At 51.9% G+C, this 21,159-nt stretch carries 18 protein-coding genes and 2 rRNA genes; 14 read left to right on the top strand and 6 right to left on the bottom strand.

What is annotated here, in order from left to right:
- The first annotated feature begins 229 nt into the window (after positions 1–229).
- Positions 230–3,311 (top strand): 23S ribosomal RNA (locus tag H924_RS12535).
- Positions 3,312–3,435: 124 nt separating this feature from the next.
- Positions 3,436–3,552, top strand: a 5S ribosomal RNA gene (gene rrf, locus H924_RS12530).
- A gap of 119 nt (positions 3,553–3,671) precedes the next feature.
- Here rrf and H924_RS12525 read toward each other — a convergent pair.
- A complete protein-coding gene (locus tag H924_RS12525; protein WP_015652335.1) occupies positions 3,672–4,673 on the bottom strand; it encodes a pseudouridine synthase in 1,002 nt (333 codons plus the stop codon).
- Between H924_RS12525 and H924_RS14400 the strand changes: the two genes are divergently transcribed.
- The 4 genes from H924_RS14400 to H924_RS12510 all read left to right on the top strand — a co-directional run bounded on the left by H924_RS14400 (position 4,672) and on the right by H924_RS12510 (position 7,543).
- Entirely contained in the window at positions 4,672–4,809 is a 138-nt protein-coding gene (locus tag H924_RS14400) for a hypothetical protein (RefSeq protein ID WP_015652334.1), read from the top strand. The two genes, H924_RS12525 and H924_RS14400, sit on opposite strands and share 2 nt — an antisense overlap.
- A gap of 287 nt (positions 4,810–5,096) precedes the next feature.
- Positions 5,097–5,993 carry a universal stress protein gene (locus H924_RS12520; RefSeq protein WP_015652333.1) on the top strand — a complete coding sequence of 299 codons (897 nt, stop codon included), beginning with the start codon at positions 5,097–5,099 and terminating at the stop codon, positions 5,991–5,993.
- 372 nt (positions 5,994–6,365) lie between these two features.
- The gene (locus H924_RS12515) at positions 6,366–6,635 is read left to right on the top strand and encodes a GlsB/YeaQ/YmgE family stress response membrane protein (protein ID WP_015652332.1); all 270 of its coding nucleotides are present in this window, start codon (positions 6,366–6,368) and stop codon (positions 6,633–6,635) included.
- Between the two features lie 266 nt (positions 6,636–6,901).
- On the top strand, positions 6,902–7,543 hold the full coding sequence (locus tag H924_RS12510; protein ID WP_015652331.1) for a TetR/AcrR family transcriptional regulator: 642 nt from the start codon (positions 6,902–6,904) through the stop codon (positions 7,541–7,543).
- On the opposite strand, the gene yidC is transcribed toward H924_RS12510, so the two are convergent.
- A complete protein-coding gene (gene yidC, locus H924_RS12505; protein WP_015652330.1) occupies positions 7,540–8,853 on the bottom strand; it encodes a membrane protein insertase YidC in 1,314 nt (437 codons plus the stop codon). The two genes, H924_RS12510 and yidC, sit on opposite strands and share 4 nt — an antisense overlap.
- A gap of 175 nt (positions 8,854–9,028) precedes the next feature.
- Between yidC and H924_RS12500 the strand changes: the two genes are divergently transcribed.
- Together H924_RS12500 and H924_RS14275 are read left to right on the top strand one after the other, a co-directional pair.
- Positions 9,029–9,877: a class E sortase gene (locus tag H924_RS12500; RefSeq protein ID WP_015652329.1), complete on the top strand. Its 849-nt coding sequence runs from the start codon at positions 9,029–9,031 to the stop codon at positions 9,875–9,877.
- Positions 9,878–10,030 carry a hypothetical protein gene (locus tag H924_RS14275; RefSeq protein ID WP_015652328.1) on the top strand — a complete coding sequence of 51 codons (153 nt, stop codon included), beginning with the start codon at positions 9,878–9,880 and terminating at the stop codon, positions 10,028–10,030.
- Here the strand turns inward: H924_RS14275 and H924_RS12490 are convergent.
- Positions 10,027–10,608 carry a DUF2020 domain-containing protein gene (locus tag H924_RS12490; protein ID WP_015652327.1) on the bottom strand — a complete coding sequence of 194 codons (582 nt, stop codon included), beginning with the start codon at positions 10,606–10,608 and terminating at the stop codon, positions 10,027–10,029. The genes H924_RS14275 and H924_RS12490 overlap by 4 nt on opposite strands.
- Here H924_RS12490 and H924_RS12485 point away from each other — a divergent pair.
- Together H924_RS12485 and H924_RS12480 are read left to right on the top strand one after the other, a co-directional pair.
- Positions 10,607–11,854 carry a sensor histidine kinase gene (locus H924_RS12485; RefSeq protein ID WP_029702944.1) on the top strand — a complete coding sequence of 416 codons (1,248 nt, stop codon included), beginning with the start codon at positions 10,607–10,609 and terminating at the stop codon, positions 11,852–11,854. The two genes, H924_RS12490 and H924_RS12485, sit on opposite strands and share 2 nt — an antisense overlap.
- A gap of 139 nt (positions 11,855–11,993) precedes the next feature.
- Positions 11,994–12,632, top strand: coding sequence for a LuxR C-terminal-related transcriptional regulator (locus tag H924_RS12480; RefSeq protein WP_015652325.1), 639 nt, complete (start codon positions 11,994–11,996; stop codon positions 12,630–12,632).
- A 73-nt stretch (positions 12,633–12,705) separates the two neighbouring features.
- On the opposite strand, the gene H924_RS12475 is transcribed toward H924_RS12480, so the two are convergent.
- Positions 12,706–13,341 carry a DUF6474 family protein gene (locus tag H924_RS12475; protein ID WP_015652324.1) on the bottom strand — a complete coding sequence of 212 codons (636 nt, stop codon included), beginning with the start codon at positions 13,339–13,341 and terminating at the stop codon, positions 12,706–12,708.
- 220 nt (positions 13,342–13,561) lie between these two features.
- Here H924_RS12475 and H924_RS12470 point away from each other — a divergent pair, with 220 nt between their 5' ends.
- Positions 13,562–14,974 carry a TM0106 family RecB-like putative nuclease gene (locus H924_RS12470; protein WP_029702946.1) on the top strand — a complete coding sequence of 471 codons (1,413 nt, stop codon included), beginning with the start codon at positions 13,562–13,564 and terminating at the stop codon, positions 14,972–14,974.
- Here the strand turns inward: H924_RS12470 and H924_RS12465 are convergent.
- A complete protein-coding gene (locus H924_RS12465; RefSeq protein ID WP_245533928.1) occupies positions 14,938–16,554 on the bottom strand; it encodes a cupredoxin domain-containing protein in 1,617 nt (538 codons plus the stop codon). The genes H924_RS12470 and H924_RS12465 overlap by 37 nt on opposite strands.
- A gap of 115 nt (positions 16,555–16,669) precedes the next feature.
- On the bottom strand, positions 16,670–17,926 hold the full coding sequence (locus H924_RS12460; protein WP_042393034.1) for an MFS transporter: 1,257 nt from the start codon (positions 17,924–17,926) through the stop codon (positions 16,670–16,672).
- A gap of 68 nt (positions 17,927–17,994) precedes the next feature.
- On the opposite strand from H924_RS12460, the gene H924_RS12455 reads away from it, so the two are divergent.
- The 3 genes from H924_RS12455 (at position 17,995) to H924_RS12445 (ending at position 21,066) form a co-directional block, all read left to right on the top strand.
- On the top strand, positions 17,995–18,915 hold the full coding sequence (locus tag H924_RS12455) for a LysR family transcriptional regulator (protein WP_015652320.1): 921 nt from the start codon (positions 17,995–17,997) through the stop codon (positions 18,913–18,915).
- A 143-nt stretch (positions 18,916–19,058) separates the two neighbouring features.
- Entirely contained in the window at positions 19,059–20,378 is a 1,320-nt protein-coding gene (locus H924_RS12450; RefSeq protein ID WP_015652319.1) for a TrkH family potassium uptake protein, read from the top strand.
- A complete protein-coding gene (locus tag H924_RS12445; RefSeq protein ID WP_015652318.1) occupies positions 20,371–21,066 on the top strand; it encodes a potassium channel family protein in 696 nt (231 codons plus the stop codon). Before H924_RS12450 ends, H924_RS12445 begins: the two co-directional genes overlap by 8 nt.
- Positions 21,067–21,159 lie beyond the last annotated feature (93 nt).

Below are 21,159 nucleotides of genomic sequence, written 5' to 3'. Positions count from 1 at the left end.
GTGGCATGCTGTTGGGTGTCTGAAATGACATGTAATGTGTTGTTTCTTCATCAGATCATGATTATCCAGTGATTGTGCACGGTTGTGTGTGGTTGGTGGTGGTGATGGTGTGTTGTGTGAGAACTGTATAGTGGACGCGAGCATCTTTATTTTTTGTATATTTTTTTGTGTATCCGAACGTGACACACGATGAATGCTTGTTTGAGTGTTTGTTGGTGTGTTGTCTTAGTGTTTTGTTTTTAAGAGCACACGGTGGATGCCTTGGCATATCAAGCCGATGAAGGACGTGAGAGGCTGCGTTATGCCTCGGGGAGTTGCCAACTAAGCGTTGATCCGAGGATGTCCGAATGGGGAAACCCAGCTGCAGTAATGTGTGGTTACCTGCCGGTGAATATATAGCCGGTTGGGAGGTTTACACGGGGAAGTGAAACATCTCAGTACCCGTAGGAGAAGAAAACAATTGTGATTCCGTTAGTAGTGGCGAGCGAACGTGGATGATGGCTAAAGCTTATGTGTGTGATACCCGGCAGGGGTTACATGTAGGTGGTTGTGGGGTTACAGCGTGTGTGTTCTGCCGGACACTGGCACATGGTTAATTGATTAGTGGAAGTGGTGTGGAAACGCCTGCCGTAGAAGGTGATAGTCCTGTACGCGAAGATCAGTTGGTGTGTGTGGTTGTTTTTCCCAAGTAGCAGCGGGCTCGTGGAATCTGCTGTGAATCTGCCGGGACCACCCGGTAAGCCTGAATACTTGATATGACCGATAGCGGATTAGTACCGTGAGGGAATGGTGAAAAGTACCCCGGGAGGGGAGTGAAATAGTACCTGAAACCGTGTGCTTACAATCCGTCAGAGCCTCACTTGTGGGGTGATGGCGTGCCTTTTGAAGAATGAGCCTGCGAGTCAGCGGCATGTCGCGAGGTTAACCCGTGTGGGGTAGCCGTAGGGAAACCGAATCCTAATAGGGTGTGTTAGTGGCATGTCTTGGACCCGAAGCGGAGTGATCTACCCATGGCCAGTGTGAAGCAGAGGTAAGACTTTGTGGAGGCGCGAACCCACTTAGGTTGAAAACTGAGGGGATGAGTTGTGGGTAGGGGTGAAAGGCCAATCAAACTCCGTGATAGCTGGTTCTCCCCGAAATGCATTTAGGTGCAGCGTTGTGTGTTTCTTGCCGGAGGTAGAGCTACTGGATGGTTTAGCGGGACCAACATCTTAGCGACATCAGCCAAACTCCGAATGCCGGTAAGTCAGAGCACAGCAGTGAGACTGCGGGGGATAAGCTTCGTAGTCGAGAGGGAAACAGCCCAGATCGCCGGCTAAGGCCCCTAAGGGTGTGCTAAGTGGAAAAGGAGGTGGGGTCGCGAAGACAGCCAGGAGGTTGGCTTAGAAGCAGCCATCCTTGAAAGAGTGCGTAATAGCTCACTGGTCGAGTGATTCCGCGCCGACAATGTAGTGGGGCTTAAGCACACCGCCGAAGCCGCGGCAATGATACTTTATTGTGTTGTTGGGTAGGGGAGCGTCGTGCACGCGTTGAAGCAGCCTGGTAATGGTGTTGTGGAGTGTGTGCGAGTGAGAATGCAGGCATGAGTAACGAATGATGAGTGAGAAACTCATCCGCCGGATGACTAAGGGTTCCTGGGTCAAGTTAATCTTCCCAGGGTGAGTCGGGGCCTAAGGCGAGGCCGACAGGCGTAGTCGATGGATAACGGGTTGATATTCCCGTACCCGAGTGTGTGCGACCATGGTGAATCAGTGATACTAACCACCCGAATGCTTCCATGTGTCATCTTTGATGATGTGTGGTTGTGGTTTGCGTGGGACCTGATCTGGTAGTAGCTAAGTGATGGGGTGACGCAGTGAGGTAGCTAAGCCACTTATTGGATTGTGGTGTAAGCGTGTAGCACTGTTGGTAGGTAAATCCGCCAACTATTAATGTGTGAGGCGTGATGCAGAGCCCTTTTGGGGTGAAGTTGGTGATCCTGTACTGTCGAGAAAAGCCTCTAGCGATGTACATATTCGGCCCGTACCCTAAACCGACACAGGTAGTCAGGTAGAGAATACTAAGGCGTTCGGGTGAACTGTGGTTAAGGAACTCGGCAAAATGCCCCCGTAACTTCGGGAGAAGGGGGGCCATCATAGGTGAACACCTTTGCGGTGGGAGCGTGTGGTGGTCGCAGAGAATAGAGGGAAGCGACTGTTTACTAAAAACACAGGTCCGTGCGAAGACGTTTAAGTTGATGTATACGGACTGACGCCTGCCCGGTGCTGGAAGGTTAAGAGGACCGGTTAGCTGTTAAAGGCGAAGCTGAGAATTTAAGCCCCAGTAAACGGCGGTGGTAACTATAACCATCCTAAGGTAGCGAAATTCCTTGTCGGGTAAGTTCCGACCTGCACGAATGGCGTAACGACTTCCCTGCTGTCTCAACCACAGGCCCGGTGAAATTGCAGTACGAGTAAAGATGCTCGTTACGCGCGGCAGGACGAAAAGACCCCGGGACCTTCACTATAGCTTGGTATTGGTGTTTGATTCGGTTTGTGTAGGATAGGTGGGAGACTTCGATCATATGACGCTAGTTGTGTGTGAGTCGTTGGTGAAATACCACTCTGATCGGATTGAATGTCTTAACCTTGGCCCATGATCTGGGTTGGGGACAGTGCCTGGTGGGTAGTTTAACTGGGGCGGTTGCCTCCCAAAATGTAACGGAGGCGCCCAAAGGTTTCCTCAGCTTGGTTGGTAATCAGGTGGTGAGTGTAAGTGCACAAGGGAGCTTGACTGTGAGAGTGACAACTCGAGCAGGGACGAAAGTCGGGACTAGTGATCCGGCACCAACTTGTGGTTGTGGTGTCGCTCAACGGATAAAAGGTACCCCGGGGATAACAGGCTGATCTTCCCCAAGAGTCCATATCGACGGGATGGTTTGGCACCTCGATGTCGGCTCGTCGCATCCTGGGGCTGGAGTAGGTCCCAAGGGTTGGGCTGTTCGCCCATTAAAGCGGCACGCGAGCTGGGTTTAGAACGTCGTGAGACAGTTCGGTCTCTATCCGCCGCGCGCGTTGAAACTTAAGGAAGGCTGTCCCTAGTACGAGAGGACCGGGACGGACGTACCTCTGGTGTGCCAGTTGTTCCGCCAGGAGCAGGGCTGGTTGGCTACGTACGGAAGGGATAACCGCTGAAAGCATCTAAGCGGGAAGCCTGTTTCGAGATGAGGTTTCTTTTGAGGTTCCCTATAGATTATGGGGTTGATAGGCCAGATCTGGACGCATTGTAAGGTGTGGAGGTGACTGGTACTAATTTACCGACAACAAAACACAAACAACTTTAGGGTTGTTGGTGATACGCAAAACGTAACGAAAAATAGCAAAAAGATTTGCTCGCGTCCACTATGCAGTATTTGACACAACACGCATCATTTTTTGTGGTGTGGTGGTTGGTTGTGTCGGTGGTGATAGTAGCAGGGAAACGCCCGGTCCCGTTCCGAACCCGGAAGCTAAGCCTGGTTACGCTGATGGTACTGCACTCGGGAGGGTGTGGGAGAGTAGGTTACCGCCGACCTAAAACTTAATTAGATAAACGCTGAAGCCCGTATGACACGTTGTGTTATACGGGCTTTAGTCATGTCTAAAAGGAGGGGCTATAGAGCGAATATGCTCTATAGCCCCTCCTTTTGTGTTTTAAAGGCTGCCTGTAGGCCGGGTACTGGTATAAGTAGTTTCTTCGTTGGTACGGGGATCTACAAAGGTCAAGGTACGGGCTATGAGGTGCATCGGGGTGGTGTAATCTTCATCGTCAACATCGTGGAGTACCGGATAAAGGGGATCTCCCAGGATTGGTGCGGCAAAGTCACGCATATGAATGCGAAGCTGGTGAGTCTTACCCGTTGCTGGAGCAAGCACATAGCGTGCTTGAGGAGCCAAGGGGCCGTGGAGAGCTTCTAATTCCGCTTGTTCAGTGTCGCTGACCGGAGTTACTGAGACTAAACGAGTCTTGGTATTTACAGGGCCATCAACAACAAAAGCTTGGACTACGCCGCGCTGTTTTTCAATGCGGGATTCCCAGATCGTGGGCTCTGTATCCGAAATGAGGTTGGGAATGTAGTCGGCAATTGCTTCATAGGTTTTGGTGGCTTCACGGCGTGCGAAGATCGTCTGAAAAGCACCGCGCAGTGCAGGGTTTTTCACCATTACCAAGACCCCGGAGGTTAGCCGGTCGAGGCGATGTGCTGGGGTGAGGTCATTATTGCCGGTTTGTACTCGCATTTTCACCAGGGCGGTCTCAGTAATGTGACGTCCCCGCGGCATCGTAGCTAAATACGGAGGCTTATCGATGACCAGGATGTCATCGTCTTCATGAATGATGTGGATCTTGTAGGGGATTGGTCGCTCGTAGGCCGGCATGCGGTAAAACCACACATCGGTGCCAGGAGCAACCATATCTTCGGGGGAGAAGGGGTTTCCTAAAGAATCAACCACCAGTTTTTCGTCGAAACGCTCTTTTAAAGCTTTTTGGTCGTCAATAGGGTTTCGGTGACGCTGGATGGAAATGAGGTATTCCACAAAATCTATGGCTTTTATGGGGTTAACTTCCAGGGGAAGTCGCACGCGGGAGGGGTTGAGGCCCTCTCGAATGGGGAGGGGTGCCGTTGCCTTAGGTTTTTGTACTACCCTATTGGACATGGACTTCAATCTTCTCATCAACCCAATCATCGAATTTTTTGCTACTGACCTCGGTGCGATCGTCGCCCAAGTTGGTCGAACAATTTTTGACTTTTTGTTCCCAGCTAACGCCGACGCTCCTGTGGTCAACGGCTAGGAATTTGTTTTAGTCCTTCTAGTTTAAGGGCTGAGGTGCGCAAATCACGATTATGCGCGCTGTAGCAAGGCCATGTATTGAGCTGATAAAGCTTAGTGCATGGCCTTGCTTTGTGCGCAGGTCAGAGTTCGAAAAAAGTGAGTTATAGAACTCATAGTTTTTACCCCCGAAACTGGTACTAACCGGAACATTGAGCCGGGCATAAGCGCTACAATAAGAGGCGTCAGAGATCATGAATCGTGGCTATATGTTAACTGCGATTCACAAGTCGAGAAAGGTCGACCGAGATGAGCAAAGAAGACATCGTAGTAGTCGCAGTAGATGGTTCGGATGCTTCAAAGCAAGCCGTTCGGTGGGCTGCAAATACCGCCAATAAGCGTGGAATTCCACTCCGTTTGGCCTCCAGCTACACCATGCCGCAGTTCCTTTACGCAGAAGGAATGGTTCCTCCACAGGAGCTTTTTGATGACCTTCAGGCAGAGGCACTGGAGAAGGTAAATGAAGCTCGCGACATTGCGCACGAGGTAGCCCCGGAAATCAAGATCGGCCACACCATCGCAGAAGGCAGCCCTATCGATATGCTGCTGGAAATGTCCAATGACGTCACCATGATTGTCATGGGCTCCCGTGGTCTCGGCGGACTTTCTGGAATGGTTATGGGTTCTGTTTCTGGTGCGGTTGTAAGCCACGCTAAGTGCCCAGTTGTTGTGGTTCGTGCCGATAGCTCCGTTAATGAGTCCACCAAGTACGGCCCAGTTGTGGTCGGTGTTGATGGTTCCGATGTCTCCCAGCAGGCAACCGAGTACGCATTCGCTGAGGCTTCTGCCCGCGGTGCTGAGCTGGTAGCTGTACACACCTGGATGGATATGCAGGTGCAGGCTTCCCTAGCTGGCCTTGCAGCTGCGCAACAGCAGTGGGATGATGTCGAGCGTGAGCAGACCAACCTCCTGATTGAGCGTTTGGCTCCACTCGTTGAGCAGTATCCAGATGTTCAGGTGAAGAAGGTTATCACCCGTGATCGTCCAGTACGTGCGCTGGCAGAAGCTTCCGAGGGTGCTCAGCTTTTGGTTGTTGGATCCCACGGCCGTGGTGGATTCAAGGGCATGCTGCTTGGTTCCACCTCTCGCGCCTTGCTGCAGTCCGCTCCATGCCCAATGATGGTAGTTCGTCCACAAAGCGCTTAAGAGTGTTTAAAGGTGCTCCGGGAGCTTCGGCTCCCGCTTCGCCGTCAGCAGGTACCAAATAAGGATTATGGCCGAGTTTTTAAGCCTAAACTAAGGTTAAATTTAGGCTTATCTTGGGTCTAAATTAGGCTTAATTTAAGTTTTTATTCTAAAAAATTCAGTGACCAGCCAAAAAAGCTTCAAAATAGTTAATGCTCTATTTCCTCCCAGCTAAGAGGGGAAATAGAGCATTAACTATTTAAATCTTTTGCATAACAATACTGCCAAAACCCATAAGTAAAGATGCACAATAAATCTATATCCATTAAGATACTATGCGTTGTGTAGAAAATCTTCACCTGAAATCGCAGTATCTTACGAAGGAGAAACATTATGACACTCGGACTTGGTTGGATTGCATGGATCATTATTGGTGGACTTGCTGGCTGGATTGCCTCCAAGATCAAGGGCACTGATGCTCAGCAAGGACTTCTGCTAAATATCGTTGTTGGTATCATCGGCGGTCTGCTCGGTGGCTTCCTGCTCAGCCTCTTCGGCGTTGACGTTGCTGGCGCTGGCTGGATCTTCAGCTTCATCACCTGCTTGATTGGTGCAGTTATTCTGCTTACCATCGTGCAGTTCTTTAATCGCGCAAAGAAATAACAGTGAGGCACTGGTTTTAACAATCAGTGACAAAATATAAAGAAGTGGCTGTGGCACTTGAGAGAAATCTCAAGTGCCACAGCCACTTTTTCCATTGTGAAAGTTTGTCACCCAGAACTAGAAAAGTTCCTGTACTGGCCTGTAGATTAAAACTATACAAACCAGTTTGTCTATATTGTTAAGAGGTAAGTTTTCAACCGTAGGAAATCTTCCTGCACCACAGTGTCTTAACAAGTGTCTTAACAACCGAAAGGACGTGGCCAACCTTGGCTGCCACCGCTTCAGGCAAGAGTAAAACGAGTGCCGGGGCAAGTCGTCGTCGCAATCGACCAAGCCCCCGTCAGCGACTACTCGATAGCGCAACACACCTGTTTACCACCGAGGGAATTCGTGTCATCGGCATTGATCGCATTCTCCGTGAAGCAGATGTTGCTAAAGCGAGTCTCTATTCTCTTTTCGGTTCTAAAGACGCCCTCGTGATTGCATATTTGGAGCACCTCGACCAAAAGTGGCGCGAGGACTGGCATGAGCGCACTGATGCTCTTAAAGATCCTGAAGATAAGATCATCGGGTTCTTTGATCAGTGTATTGCAGAAGAACCTGTAAAGGGCTTCCGTGGCTCTCATTTCCAAAATGCTGCCAATGAATACCCACGCCCCGAATCCGATAGTGAAAAAGGCATTGTGGCTGCAGTGATGGAGCACCGTAAGTGGTGTCACCAAACCCTCACTGACCTGCTGACCGCTAAGAATGGCTATCCGGGGACTACTCAGGCCAACCAACTGCTGGTTTTCCTTGACGGTGGCCTGGCTGGTTCTCGTCTGGTGCAAAATATTGGACCGCTAGAAACTGCGCGCGAACTGGCTAAGCAGCTGCTCTCTGCTCCGCCAGCTGACTACTCGATTTAGTCTCCGCCACCGGAGTCTCCACCGCCTCCATCACTGCTGGAGCTTCCGGCATCTGAGGGGCCATCATAAGAGGAATCATGGGCTCGGCGGTCTGAGTCAATCGCGGAATCCACTGAGACATTGCTGCTACTGCTGCCGCTGTCGGAGGCCGCGTGTCGCGGACCGGCCTTCTTCTTAGCCCGCACTTCAGCGCGGCGCTGCTTGAGCTTTTCCATCGAGGCGCGGTTCATTTCACGCTGGGTTTCACGGCGCTTTTCGACGATTGCTTTGCGGGTGGCTTTCTCTTCATTGATTTTTTCATTGCGAGCATTTGTCATTGACACATTCTCGGAATGCAGTTCGCTAGATCTCCAAGGTTGCAAGACCATCAGCACGCGGTTTTTGCGACGGGCGTTAAGGAACTCTTTTTTCTCTTTAAGCTCGGCACGGTATTGCTCGCGCTGCACCCGCTGGTGCTGTTTGAACTCCTCGGTCAACGGGTATTTCTTGTGCAGAATTAGGGTCATAATTGCATTTTGGGCGAAGGTCCAGAAGTTGTTACTTACCCAATAAAGTGCGATTGCCGTGGGGAAAGGTCCGGTTAGCCCCAAAGAAAGCGGGAAGATCGGGGCAATGATGGATAGTCCAACCATGACTTTGAAGAGGCCATTGGAAAAGCCGGAGCCAAAGTTATTGGTCTGGTAGCTGCGCATCAAAGAGATCGTCATGTTGATGGCGGTCAGGATGGCTGCGGTAATAAATAGTGGCAGTACAAAGTCCAGGACTTCAGCCTTGGTGGTTCCCAAGTACGCCAATTGCTCAGCGGGCATGGATACATAAGCTGGCAGGGGGACGTTATTAATGCGCCCGTCGAGGAAAGACTGCACTTCCGCGGTAGATAAGAAGCCCACTGGTTGCAGAATCGGATTTTCTAGTCCACCTTCAGGTCGCGCCATTTGAATCAGCGCTGAATAGAGACCAATAATCACCGGGGTTTGAATCAGCGCTGGCACACAACCCGCAAAAGGGTTCACACCTTCCTCTTTGTTGAGGTCTTTGAGGCGCTTTTGCATCTCGCGAATGGAGGCTTCATCGTGTTTGCCGGCGTATTCAGCTTCGATTGCTGCTCGTTTGGGGCGGAGCTGACTGGTATTGCGACCAGCTTTAAACATCGTCCAGGTAAATGGCGCGATGATGGCACGGATGGTGATCACGAGGCCAAAGAGGGACAAAAACCACGCTAGTGAATCGTCCATACCGATGACATTGTGTAATAAAAGGTGCCACAGCTTCATCACACCGGACACCGGATAAATCAAAATATCGAGCACTATCGTGTTCGCCTTTCTGGACAGCCTAAAAGGGCCACAAATTCACAAGAGAAAGTGAGTTGAGCAGGGGTACAATTTCCCACGAAGACCTCGTCTCTATTGCACCTAGTTCATGGTACGTGCAGTATTCATTGGGTACCTAAATACTCAGACCCCTTAAAAAGATATTGTGAAGATGACCAAAACGCTTGATCATACTGATGCGCAGTGCCCCCGACATGGGAAAAGTCGGGGGAAAAGGCCTCGGATTAGTTTCTCCCACATCCTTGGTGAGCTGCTTTTAACCATTGGAGTTCTTGCCCTTCTTTTTGCATTTTATGAGGCTTATTGGACTAATTTGGAAGCTGGTCAGAAGCAAGAGGTCGCTGGCACTGAGCTTGATGAGCGATGGAATCAACAAAGGGCTAATCCGCGCCAACAGCTCAATCCGGAATTGGGTGAGGCTTTTGCGCGCTTGTATATCCCAAGTTTTGGTTCGGATTTTAACTTTGCTGTAGTGGAGGGCACCAGCGAGGAGGATCTTTTGGCGGGGCCTGGCCGTTATGTGAATTCTCAAATGCCGGGCGAGGCAGGCAACTTTGCAGTAGCTGGCCACCGTGTGGGCAAGGGCGCGCCTTTTAATGATCTGGGAAATCTTAATGTCTGTGATGCCATTGTTATTGAGACTTATGATTCTTGGGATGTCTATCGAGTGATGCCCATGAGTACGGATGCCCAATCGCGGCAGGCAGAGGCCACGCAGTGTTTTAATGAGACGCAGGTGCAGCGCATGAGCAGCGGTGATTATGCCTATGTGCAAGGGCGAATGATTACTACCCCGGATCATATTGAGGTCACTTATCCGAATCCTGGCATTGCGGAGACCACAGACACCACGGTGGCTCCGGATGCGGAATCTTTGATTACCTTGACCACGTGCCATCCGCAGTTTTCTAATGCCCAGCGCATGATTGTGCACGGCATGTTGGTGGAAGAAGTTCCTAAGACAGAGGGCAGCACCCCAGCAGTATTGGAGAGCAATTAAATGTATTCCCTTTTGTGGCATTATCTGCCTGGACCCTGGTTTCTAAAATTGCTTATTGTGCTGGGACTGCTGGCTGTGGTGTTTTTTGGGCTGATGGAATTTGTCTTCCCATGGGTATCAACCCTCATGCCTTATAACGATGTGGCTTTTTAAAGGCCCAGGTTTTTGATTACTTCCTCGGCCACTAATTGGGCTTTGAGGGATTGTTCTTGGTTGCTAAAAACCACCACCGCGGTGTTGTTTTTGGAGACGGCATAAAGCGCACCCTGGCCTTGTCCGCCGCCACGGCCACCTGACCAACCTGCGGGTTCTTCGGCAGGTTCGGTGGAATCGATTGGAGCTGCCCAGTCGACAACCTGGGTGGCTTCAGCAACTGAGTCCATTTCGCGGACGATCACGGTGAGCTGGGGTTCTTCGGGGAAAGAATAATAGACGCAAGCAGGCGTCGAAAAGCTCTCGTCGGTGCCGTAACCGGTGACGCGCTGGCCGTTGGTTTCGGCCACCCACTCGGTATCCAGGTAGGGGCAGGCAACCTGGGCCTCGCGCGCGACGGTGGGCATCGCATCAAAGGGCAGCTTATCGACGCCCACCCCGTCCGTGACTTCCGCCGGCGTCACGGGGGCTGCGGGAGTGGCAGTGGCGGAGGTTTCTGGTGCGGGGCTGGAACAACTTGCCATAACGGTGGCCAGCATGATGGAGCTGAACGCGGAAATGGGTAATGTACGACGCATGCAGTCAAGCCTAGATCCTAAGCGGGTATCCATGCGCAATGAACTTGATGTTGAAAATTTGGCAAAGCGCGGTGGCCAGCCAGGTGCTATGAGTTATCGCAATAGCATCCACATTATGACCGCAACCTTGCTGGTGGTGGGACTAGGTGCCTCCGCGCGCTTATCGCTGCCGCTTTTTGCCTTGGCTTGTGTATTGCTGCTGGCCTGGGGATTTTTATACTTTTGGGGATCGTCCAAGCGGGTTGATATTAGCCACCCCATGCAGTTGGCCTGGCTGTTTTTGCTGACTTTGGTGTGGATCATCATGGTGCCCATTGTGCCGATCTCCATCTATATGCTCTTCCCCCTGTTTTTCCTGTATCTGCAGGTGATGCCCGATGTACGCGGCATTATTGCGGTTATTGGTGCTACGTCTATCGCAATTGCCAGCCAGTATCCCAATGGGCTGACTGTGGGTGGTGTGATGGGACCTGCGGTATCTGCCATTGTGTCCATCGCCATTGATTATGCTTTCCGCACCTTGTGGCGGGTTAATAATGAAAAACAGGAGCTTATTGATCAGCTCATTGAAACCCGTTCGCAGCTGGCAGAGACAGAAAGAAACGCCGGTATTGCAGCCGAGCGTCAAAGAATCGCCCATGAAATCCATGACACCGTGGCGCAGGGTCTGTCCTCTATTCAGATGCTGCTGCATGTAGCCGAGCAAGAGATCTTGGCAAAGGATGAAGTGGAAAATCCCCATGCTGCGGCACTGGACAAGATCCGATTGGCGCGTAATACCGCCTCCGATAACCTCAGTGAAGCTCGCGCCATGATTGCGGCTTTGCAGCCAGCAGCGCTTTCGCAGACTTCTTTGGAAGATGCACTACACCGCGTCACCCAGCCTCTTTTGGGCATTCACTTTGTTATCAATGTGGATGGAGATGTACGTCAATTGCCCATGAAGACAGAGGCCACGCTGTTGCGTATTGCTCAGGGAGCCATTGCCAATGTGGCAAAACACTCAGAGGCTAAAAACTGCCATGTCACCTTAACCTATGAGGAAAATGAAGTGCGCTTAGATGTGGTGGATGATGGAGTGGGCTTTGATCCGGAGCAAGTACGCGCTCAACCTGCAGGTTTGGGCCATATTGGGCTTAGTGCGCTGCATCAGCGTGCGCGGGAATTAAATGGAGAAGTAGTGGTGGAATCGGCTTATGGGCAGGGCACTGCGGTGTCAGTAGCACTGCCGGTAGATGCCAACTAACAATGGAGGGAATTCTCCAACTGTTGAAGGCTATGGCTAGACTAAAGTACGACTGATCTACCCACCTACACTCTTGAAGGTAAAGCTTCGGCATTTCGCGCCGGGGTGATAATCCATTGGGAAGGACTTTGTTCACACCATGATCCGTGTCTTGCTCGCTGATGACCATGAGATTGTCCGGCTCGGCCTCCGAGCTGTTCTAGAAAGCGCAGCTGACATCGAAGTTGTGGGGGAGGTTTCCACCGCCGAGGGCGCTGTTCAAGCAGCCCATGAAGGCGGAATTGATGTGATCTTGATGGATCTGCGTTTTGGGCCCGGTGTACAGGGCACTCAGGTGTCCACCGGTGCTGATGCTACCGCTGCGATTAAGCGCAATATTGAAAACCCACCACGGGTCTTGGTTGTCACCAACTATGACACCGATGCCGATATTTTGGGTGCTATTGAAGCGGGTGCACTCGGCTACCTGCTTAAAGATGCCCCACCGGCAGAGCTCCTCGCCGCGGTACGTTCAGCTGCGGAGGGCGATTCCACGCTGTCTCCGATTGTGGCAAACCGCTTGATGACGCGGGTGCGCACCCCCAAAACCTCGTTGACTCCCCGCGAGCTAGAGGTATTAAAGCTGGTGGCAAGTGGTTCCTCCAACCGCGATATCGGCCGGATTCTTTTCCTTTCCGAGGCCACGGTGAAATCCCACCTGGTCCATATTTATGACAAATTGGGCGTGCGCTCCCGCACCTCAGCAGTCGCATCAGCCCGCGAGCAGGGTCTGCTTTAAAAAGACGCTTATCGACGCAACCCCCTGCCCCTCACCGCAGACGGTGAGGGGCAGCGTCGACAAGCGTTATTTTTTATTTGTCCAACAAGCGATCCTGGATCTGATCGGACACCTGCGCCAGATCGCGGTTGATGGACTGGTGTGCGCGATTGCGCTGCTGGGGAGACATAAATTCGGAGTTCTCAGCTGCGGCCTCGAGCTCGTCTAGACGCTCCTTAACGTCTTGGATAAAGCCGTGTGGCAAAGCTGCGGACTCAGCGTTTTCGCGAACGCCCTGGATACGAGCCTTGAGGGCGGCGGAGTGGCCTGCAAACTGGGCAAGCTGCTCTGGGGTAACGCCAGCGCGGCTAGCCTTGGTCTTCACAATCTGGTTGCGAGCCTCGGTGGAAACGCGATAAAAAACAGGCAGCAGCAAAGGCGCAAGCAAACGCGCGGTGCCGGTCCAACGCTTGACCTTATCCTTGTTGAGGCGACCCTGGCGCTTTTGCTCCAGAATATTCTTTGCCATCTTCAGCTCATGCTTATTGCGCTTTTTCAGGCCTTTCTCCTCAGCCTTAAGCAGATTCTTTTCTGCCTGTACCAGGAGCTTTTCGCGCTTTAGATCGAGCTTTGCCTTATTTTTAGCTTCGGTTTTAACCTTCAGCTCTGCTGCTTTGATCTCGGCCTTGGTCTTGGCCCTGGCTGCACGAACCTTTTCAAAGATGCCCATTTTTTAATCTCAACTCTTTCTGCTGTCGGCTTATTCTCGACTTCTCGATTCAACTTTACCCACGATATTGCAATAAGCTCATGTCATTGTGGGAACAATGCACTCGTCAAGCTCAGAAGCGGAACAAACACCGCGCTTAACCCCCAGTGATCTGGTGGGTTGTAGATACCGTCAGGTGCAGCGCCAACGCTTCCCTGAGGTGCAGCCTTTGGAGGCAACGGTGCAGCGTAGGGTGCGCAGACAGGTTGGTTTGAGCGAGGTGCTTAATCGAGTTCCTGTACAACCAGTAAAGCGCGGGCGTGTTCCCTTTGTGCGAATTGACCTAGATTCCGCTGCTGAATTGGCGGAATTTGACACCCTCGAAGCCTTAGCCGTGCAGGCAACTTTAATCACCGGTGCGGTGTTTAGTGGTGTTTTAGAGGGCGTCGAATGGCAAGTTACCGCCGATCTGCTGGTGCGAAATGCAGACGGTAGTTATACACCCATTATGGTGAGCAACCACCGCGTGGCTCGACCCAACCCACACCGCACCATGCTGGCACTGGCAACCACGCGGCTGGGCATGGGCCACGCTTTAGAAGTGCACGCCGCCCCGCGCCACCACACCATTGATGGCTATCGTTTGACCCTAGCGTTGATGGGGTTGGAGGCCGCGGGATGTGCACCCTCCACCAATTTAGGTGGTGTGATCGGCCAAGATCGTGAATGGGCTTATCTTATTGATGTCTCCCGTTACGCACCCGCTACCATCCGCGCCCTGCTTAAACCTCCGTCAACTGGGCCGCGCCGGGTTAAAGAATGCGCCAGCTGCCGCTTTTGGTCCCACTGTGAACCCGAACTGCGTGCCGCCGATGACATCAGCCTCTTTCTTTCTGGTGACCGTGCCGATATCTACCGTGAGCAAGGAATCAACACCACACAGGCACTTATCGACGCCTCCCTGGGCGATATCTCCCACATTGCGCAGGCTTGGCGCGCCGAAATCCCGGTGCTGCGCCGCGTAGCGCGCACCGCAGCACCGCGTTTTGATGTGGAAATTGATGTTGACGTAGAAGCCTACCTGGACCTTGGCGCCTATTTATGGGGCACTTTTGATGGTGAAGAATACCGACCTTTTGTCATTTGGTCTGGTCTTGGTGAAGCAGCCGAAGGTGAAAACTTTGCCAAATTCTGGACCTGGTTACGTTCGCGTCGGGATAAAGCCCACCAAGAGGGACAAACCTTCGGCGTTTTTTGTTATGCCAGCAATGGTGAAAACCACTGGATGTTATCCACCGCCCGCCGCTTTTATGGCAAGGTCAAAGGGGTGCCCAGTGAGGAAGAAGTCCGTGACTTCATCAGCTCAGACCGCTGGAATGACATGTTTGCGGTGGCCCGTTCCCAACTAGTGGGACCTGGCGGTTTAGGCCTAAAACAACTGGCGCCAGCTGCTGGTTTCCACTGGGAGGAAGAGGATTTTGCAGGCGAAGACAGCCTGCATGCTTTCCTCATTGCAGCTACTACTCCCGATGCCGAAGCAGAAGCTGCACGGGCTCAGCTGCTTAGTTATAACGGCGATGATTGTCGAGCCACCGCCGCGATTCGTCATTGGTTGCGTCAGGGTGCGCTTTCTGCGCCGGTGTTGGGATCCTGAACCCGCACGTTGAGCACCATGCCCTGCGCACGGTGGCCTGCGATAGTGCACCACCCTTCCATATCCGTGGTGATTTGGCCGACTGTGACTGTGGCTTTTTCACCCGGAGCCACTCGCCCGGTGCGCACCCCATTGGCAAATTTCAGATCATGAACCATGGTGTCCTCATTAACCAGAGTGACCTCCAAAATGGCGCCAGCGGGGACCTCAATAATCTTGGGGGTGAAAATGAGGTTTCCAGCAGAGATAGTGATTGCATAGGTATTATCATTAAGCTCGCCGGGGGCAGGGGTGTTGATGGTGGTGCTGGAGTTTGAGCTATCGAGGTTGAGCCCGCCAAAACAGGCGATAAGCAGCGCTAATAACGAGATCCCCGCCGTGATCTGGTTAAAGTGCGAACGTTCTTGGAGGGGAGCGGCGGTGCGCTTTTTGGTGATAACACCACGTTGGGCTTTGACCGCCGTTGCAAGCAGCGGAATAAAAGCAACGAGTGCACCGATGCTGAGCAAGGACGCACAAACCCGCAGCCAAGAGTTTTCCGTGCTCAGCCAAATGAGCAATCCACCATTAAGTAGTGTCCATCTAAAAAGTCCGGCCACATTAACCCGATAGGTTCCAGTCCTAATGGCAGCCTCGCCCCCGCCCATTGTTGCAGGCAGAAGGTAGCTCATCACACCAAAAAGTAACTGCGCACCAAATCCAATAAGCAAGGCCAAAGTGGGTGGGCTCAGGTGAAAGAGCGTATCGGGATGGCTCAATGTTTGGATAATCAGGTATATCAGGCTGCCGAGCAACCACAGCGGTGCCGTTGCTACCGATGCTGCCGCGAAGTTAATGCGATCTCCTGGATCCTGGCAAGCTTCCAACACAATGCGAGCCCAGCTAAAAATCCCCAGCAACCAGGCGAATGTATAGAGTATGAGCCCAGCTGCTGCCACGTAGCCTTGATTAAATAATGCCCCAGCCACCATAATGGGCAAGCTAGGAACCATCAGTGCCACAGAAAAACGCGTGTAATCCTTGGATGGTGCGGTGTGCCAAACACGCCCAAAAAGAAATGTCAAAGAACCCAAGGCTGCAAAGCCCACAAAGCCCAAAATATTAATAATGACGTGGGCTAAAACCACCCGCTCCTGCCCGGTATTGGATAACTCCTTGGCTAAGAAACCACCAGCTAGCGCGCCAAAAGGTAAACAGCTAGCACTGGCAACATAGGCAACAATGGCGCCGCGATAGCGCTGACCTGGGGGTGCTTTCAGAAGCTGCTGGGCGAGGGAAAGCGCATGCCAGAGCAGTGCACCACTAATCAACAAAGCGCCCAGGGAGGTGATGATCCAGTGCTGTGCAAATGCTTGGGAAAGTAGCTGCCCGGCCAGCGTGACAATAATTCCAGCATTAAGTATGCGGATTTTAAGGAGCTGAGGCCCGCGTTGAGAATCGGGAATGTGGAGTTCTAGGAGCTTCTCAGTGAAGTACTGTGACCACACAACAATGGAATTGGTGATGGCTCCCAGTGTGAAGAGGTGGATGAGTACCCAGCGAAACTCTGGAAGCAAAGGGTGAATAAGTCCTGCTATCACCAATGCCAACAGCCATAGTGTGACCGGTTTGGTGGCTTTTCTATGCCAGGTTTGTTTGCTCCACTTAGCTTCTGTGGAAGCTATAGTCCGTGGCGATGTTCCCATGTATTAAACATTAGACCGCGGCGATTACAGATTTAGCCAAACGCTGTTTTTCTAATTTGGCCAAGGCAATTGTGATGGCCAGGAGCCCCAAGATAAGCAGCCCCAACCAGGCGATAAATACAACCCAGGATTGATAACTAAAGATAATTCCAGATACCCAACCAATAAGTGAAGAACCCAGGTAATAACAAAAAAGGTACATGCTGGAGGCCTCGGCACGATCTGTGGTGGCAATTAGTCCCACCCAACCTGAAGCACTGGAATGCAAGGCGAAAAATGCTGCGGTAAATGCAAAGAGGGAGATGATGGTGGTCCAGAGATTATTAATACTCAAACCAGCCAGCGCCAGCAACATGGTCAGGGTGAGGAAGATAGCTGCAGGGCCATTGCCTAATTTGTCCCTCAATTTTCCGGCTTGGGTGGAGCTCCAAGTGCCGGAGAGATACATCAAAAATACTGCTCCCACCAGCACTTCACTGAGTCCAAATTGGTGAATCATACGGAAGCCAAGATAGTTATACAGCGAAACAAAGCTGCCCATGGCCACAAAAGCTACTGCGAAAAGGAGGGCGAGCCGAGGATTTTTCCAGTGTGTGGCCATGGCGTTTAACTCGCGCTTGAGGGTGATCTTCTTTGGATGAAAGTTCTGTTGGGCAGGCAATAAAAGCACCATGATTAATCCGAAGACAAGTGCTGCCAGGGAGCTCCCCAAAAGTGCGTTTTGCCAATGTGTAATTTCCAAAAGACCAGCAGGAATCATGCGCCCCATAAGTCCGCCCACGGTATTGCCAGCGATATAAACTCCCATCGCGTGGCCTAAATCTTTGGGATTGATCTCCTCGGCAAGCCAGGTCATGGCAACAGCTGGGGTTCCGGCTAAGAGAGCACCTTGGAGGCCACGCAGCGCAATTAGTGTTGCGATATTGGGGACAAAAGGCAGGATGAGGCCCACCAAAACGGCCAAAGTTAATGAAGTAATAAGGACTTTGGAACGTCCAAATTTCTCCGACAAAATTGAGGCCGGCACGATGCACAAGGCCAACATTCCAGTGGTTGCTGAAATTGTCAGTGCTGATTGGCTGGGGGAGATATTGAGTTCATGGGTAATGGTGGGCAGTAACGCCTGGGTGCAGTAAAGCGCATTAAAGGTGGCAAGACCGGCGGCCAAAATAGCTAAAACCGCACGCTTATAGGTGGATGTCCCACGGCTGATTCCAGTGGATGGGACCTGTAGTTTTTCCTGCACCTGACTCATGGAAACCATCATGCGCCTCAAAAAAGTATTAGTAAAATGTTCAAAATCACTATTTTCCATGCATTTTGTGCATATAGGCTATGGGCATGGTCTTTGAGGGTCAAGATTTAAGAATTGTGGATATCCGCAGCTTTATTGAGGTAGCAGCTTCCGGGCATTTAAGTGAGACTGCTGATCGTATGGGGCTTCCACAGCCAACTTTGTCCAGGCGCATCGGTCGCGTCGAAAAGCACGTTGGAACCGCACTTTTTGATCGCGCCGGGCGCACCCTGGTGCTTAACCAGCGCGGTTATGCTTTTTATGCGCATGCGCGCACAATTTTGGCGCAGGTGGAGGCTGCAAACACTGAGATTAAGCGCTTGATGGATCCGGAACGTGGCACAATTCGGTTGGACTTTATGCATTCTTTGGGTACCTGGATGGTGCCAGAGCTGATTAGAACTTTCCGCGGGGAACATCCGCAGGTGGAGTTTCAATTACACCAGGCTGCAGCCACATATTTGGTTGATCGAGTGTTGGCGGATGAGACAGATTTGGCTTTGGTAGGCCCGCGACCTGTGGATGTTGGTGAGAAGCTCGGTTGGGTGCCACTTTTGCGACAGCGTTTGGCACTGGCAGTCCCGGAAGGGCATCCGTTGGTAGGCGATGGCCCAATTGATTTACGCGAGGCCAAAGATGAACCTTTCGTAGCCATGCGGGTGGGATTTGGAACGCGCTTGCTTATGGATTTACTTGCTGCACAGGCCGGTTTTGTACCCCAGGTGGTTTTTGAATCCATGGAGTTAACCACGGTTGCGGGCCTGGTCAGCGCGGGATTGGGAGTGGGCATTGTGCCCCTTGATGATCCCTATTTGCCCACCGTGGGGATTGTATTGCGACCCCTGGAGCCGGAGGCTTTTCGGGATTTAGGCCTGGTGTGGCGCTTGGATGCAGGACCCGCGCCGGCGGTGGAGGTTTTTCGTGATTTTGTGGCTACCTCACGTTTTGCCCTAGAAAAATAACCCAATACATAATTAGTGTCCAATAAGTATTGGCAGTGATCATTTATAGGACTACCATCAGCGCGGTGCACTTAAGCCAAAATCGACTCTTAGACCGCTTCCGGCGGCAAAGAAGTTTTAACTTCTCACCACCTCAAACCGTGGTGATCGGATTTATCTTTCTCATAGCTGTCGGAACTGGACTGCTCAGCTTGCCTATTGCCACTGTGAGCGGGGATCGGGCGGAATTGCTAACTGCCTTTTTTACCGCAACCTCCGCCGTCACTCTGACGGGACTGGTGGTTGTTGATACCGGCAGCTATTGGAGTGGCCTCGGCCAATTCATTGTTGCAGGGCTTATCCAAGCTGGTGGTTTTGGCATTATGAGCCTTACTGCCTTGGCGGGCATGCTGGTCACCGGCAGGATTGGGCTGCGCGCCCGCCGGAATACTCTCGCTGAAAACCGTTCGCTTAACACCGGCGATATTGGTAGGACGCTGCTGGTCACCCTACTTATTTTGGTGGTCAGCGAAGCTATCGTCACCGCTATTACCGGATTGAGGTTCTGGCAAAAATATGACATGAGCCCTGGTGAAGCTCTGTGGAATGGGTTTTTCCACGCTATCTCTTCCTTCAACAATGCCGGATTTGGATTGCGTAGTGACAACCTCATGTCCTATGTGGGAGATGCCTGGATTATTTTGCCTCTAGCTGCCTCTTTTATTGTTGGCGGACTGGGCTTTCCAGTAGTTGCCGAACTATGGAAGCGTGGCATGGATATGGTGCGCGGACATAGGCATTACCGCAACCGTCGCCTTTCTGTCACCACTCGCATTACCGTGGTGGGCTCAGCAGTGTTGATCGCCGTAGGATTTTTTATGGTGCTGATTTTTGAATGGCGCAACACCCTCGCTGGCCTACCCTGGGGCACCAAACTTTTGGCGGCATTTTTCCAAGGTGTCACCCCTAGAACTGCCGGTTTTAACTCTCTTGACTATGCGCAATTCCATCCGGTCACCTTGATGGGCACGGATCTGCTGATGTTTATTGGTGGTGGATCTGCAGGTACTGCTGGTGGTATCAAAATCACCACTGCTGTAGTGCTTTTTGCAGTCATCATGGCGGAGGTTCGTGGTAATAAAAATGCCACCATTAGCCATCGCACCATTGGCCAACCAGTAGTCCGACAGGCCTTTGCAGTTGCAGCCCTCAGCCTGACCTTGGTGACATTGGCAGTGGGTGCGTTGCGAATTTTGAACCCGGAAATGACGGGGGATCAAGTAATCTTTGAGGTAATTTCCGCCTTTGCAACGGTGGGTCTTTCCACCGGAATTACCGCAGCCCTCAGCGATTTTTCTCAAGTAATTCTCTGTTTTGTCATGTATTTGGGACGTATTGGACCAGTCACCCTGGTGGTGGCATTAGCTGCCCGAAATAGCTCCCGACGTTTCGAATACCCCGAAGAAAGGCCATTCATTGGTTAATGTAAATCGCCAAAATCGCATCCGCGGACGCATCGATATTCCACCAGTGGTGGTGCTCGGCCTGGGACGCTTTGGAGCCTCACTGGCCGAAGAACTCTCACTGCATGGCGTGGAAGTACTGGGAATGGACTCTGATGCACGCCTGGTTCAAGAGTGCTCGACCTTCTTGGCTGATGCCGCCACAGGTGATACCACCGACCGCGAAACCCTCATCCAATTTGGTGTGCACGAGGTGGAACGTGTGGTTCTAGGCATTGGCTCATCGTTGGAGGCTTCCGTTCTAACAGCTTCCAACCTGGTTGATTTGGAAGTGCCAAATATTTGGGCGAAGGCTGACTCTGATGCTCATGCCAAGATCCTTACCCAGGTTGGGGTTCATAATGTGGTGCGCCCTGAGCGTGATACCGGCCGTCGCGTGGCCCACCTAATTGGTGGACGCTTTAAAGACTTTGCGCAATTTGATGAGGATTACGGCATGATCAAGCTTTCGCCTCCTGCATCAATGCTGGGTAAGCCCATTGATGCGCAAAAATTGTGGCAGCGTTTCCGGGTACGGGTGGTTTCTATTCGGCCAGCTCAAGGTATGTGGCAACCTGTTGATAATGTCAGTGCATTATCTGCTGGGGATCAGATTATTGTCGCCGGTGCACCGGAAGACTTGGAAGTTTTCGGCGAAAACCGCGGTTAAAACCAGCGTTAAAACCAGCAGAGAGCATGCAAAATGCCATGCAAAAAGCCACTGCCTAAGGGCAGTGGCTTAAGTATTTCCCCAAGCTCTAAA

This window comes from Corynebacterium callunae DSM 20147, from assembly GCF_000344785.1.
Classification (GTDB): domain Bacteria; phylum Actinomycetota; class Actinomycetes; order Mycobacteriales; family Mycobacteriaceae; genus Corynebacterium; species Corynebacterium callunae.
Note: the sequence above shows the minus strand (reverse complement) of the source record. Positions and strands in the feature narration are given on the sequence as shown.

Bases quoted from the DNA above. Each gene is read 5' to 3' on its own strand.
- H924_RS14400 (WP_015652334.1), top strand. From the start codon at position 4,672: ATGGACTTCAATCTTCTCATCAACCCAATCATCGAATTTTTTGCTACT.
- H924_RS12525 (WP_015652335.1), bottom strand. From the start codon at position 4,673: ATGTCCAATAGGGTAGTACAAAAACCTAAGGCAACGGCACCCCTCCCC.
- H924_RS12520 (WP_015652333.1), top strand. From the start codon at position 5,097: ATGAGCAAAGAAGACATCGTAGTAGTCGCAGTAGATGGTTCGGATGCT.
- H924_RS12515 (WP_015652332.1), top strand. From the start codon at position 6,366: ATGACACTCGGACTTGGTTGGATTGCATGGATCATTATTGGTGGACTT.
- H924_RS12500 (WP_015652329.1), top strand. From the start codon at position 9,029: ATGACCAAAACGCTTGATCATACTGATGCGCAGTGCCCCCGACATGGG.
- H924_RS14275 (WP_015652328.1), top strand. From the start codon at position 9,878: ATGTATTCCCTTTTGTGGCATTATCTGCCTGGACCCTGGTTTCTAAAA.
- H924_RS12485 (WP_029702944.1), top strand. From the start codon at position 10,607: ATGCAGTCAAGCCTAGATCCTAAGCGGGTATCCATGCGCAATGAACTT.
- H924_RS12490 (WP_015652327.1), bottom strand. From the start codon at position 10,608: ATGCGTCGTACATTACCCATTTCCGCGTTCAGCTCCATCATGCTGGCC.
- H924_RS12480 (WP_015652325.1), top strand. From the start codon at position 11,994: ATGATCCGTGTCTTGCTCGCTGATGACCATGAGATTGTCCGGCTCGGC.
- H924_RS12475 (WP_015652324.1), bottom strand. From the start codon at position 13,341: ATGGGCATCTTTGAAAAGGTTCGTGCAGCCAGGGCCAAGACCAAGGCC.
- H924_RS12460 (WP_042393034.1), bottom strand. From the start codon at position 17,926: ATGATGGTTTCCATGAGTCAGGTGCAGGAAAAACTACAGGTCCCATCC.
- H924_RS12455 (WP_015652320.1), top strand. From the start codon at position 17,995: ATGGGCATGGTCTTTGAGGGTCAAGATTTAAGAATTGTGGATATCCGC.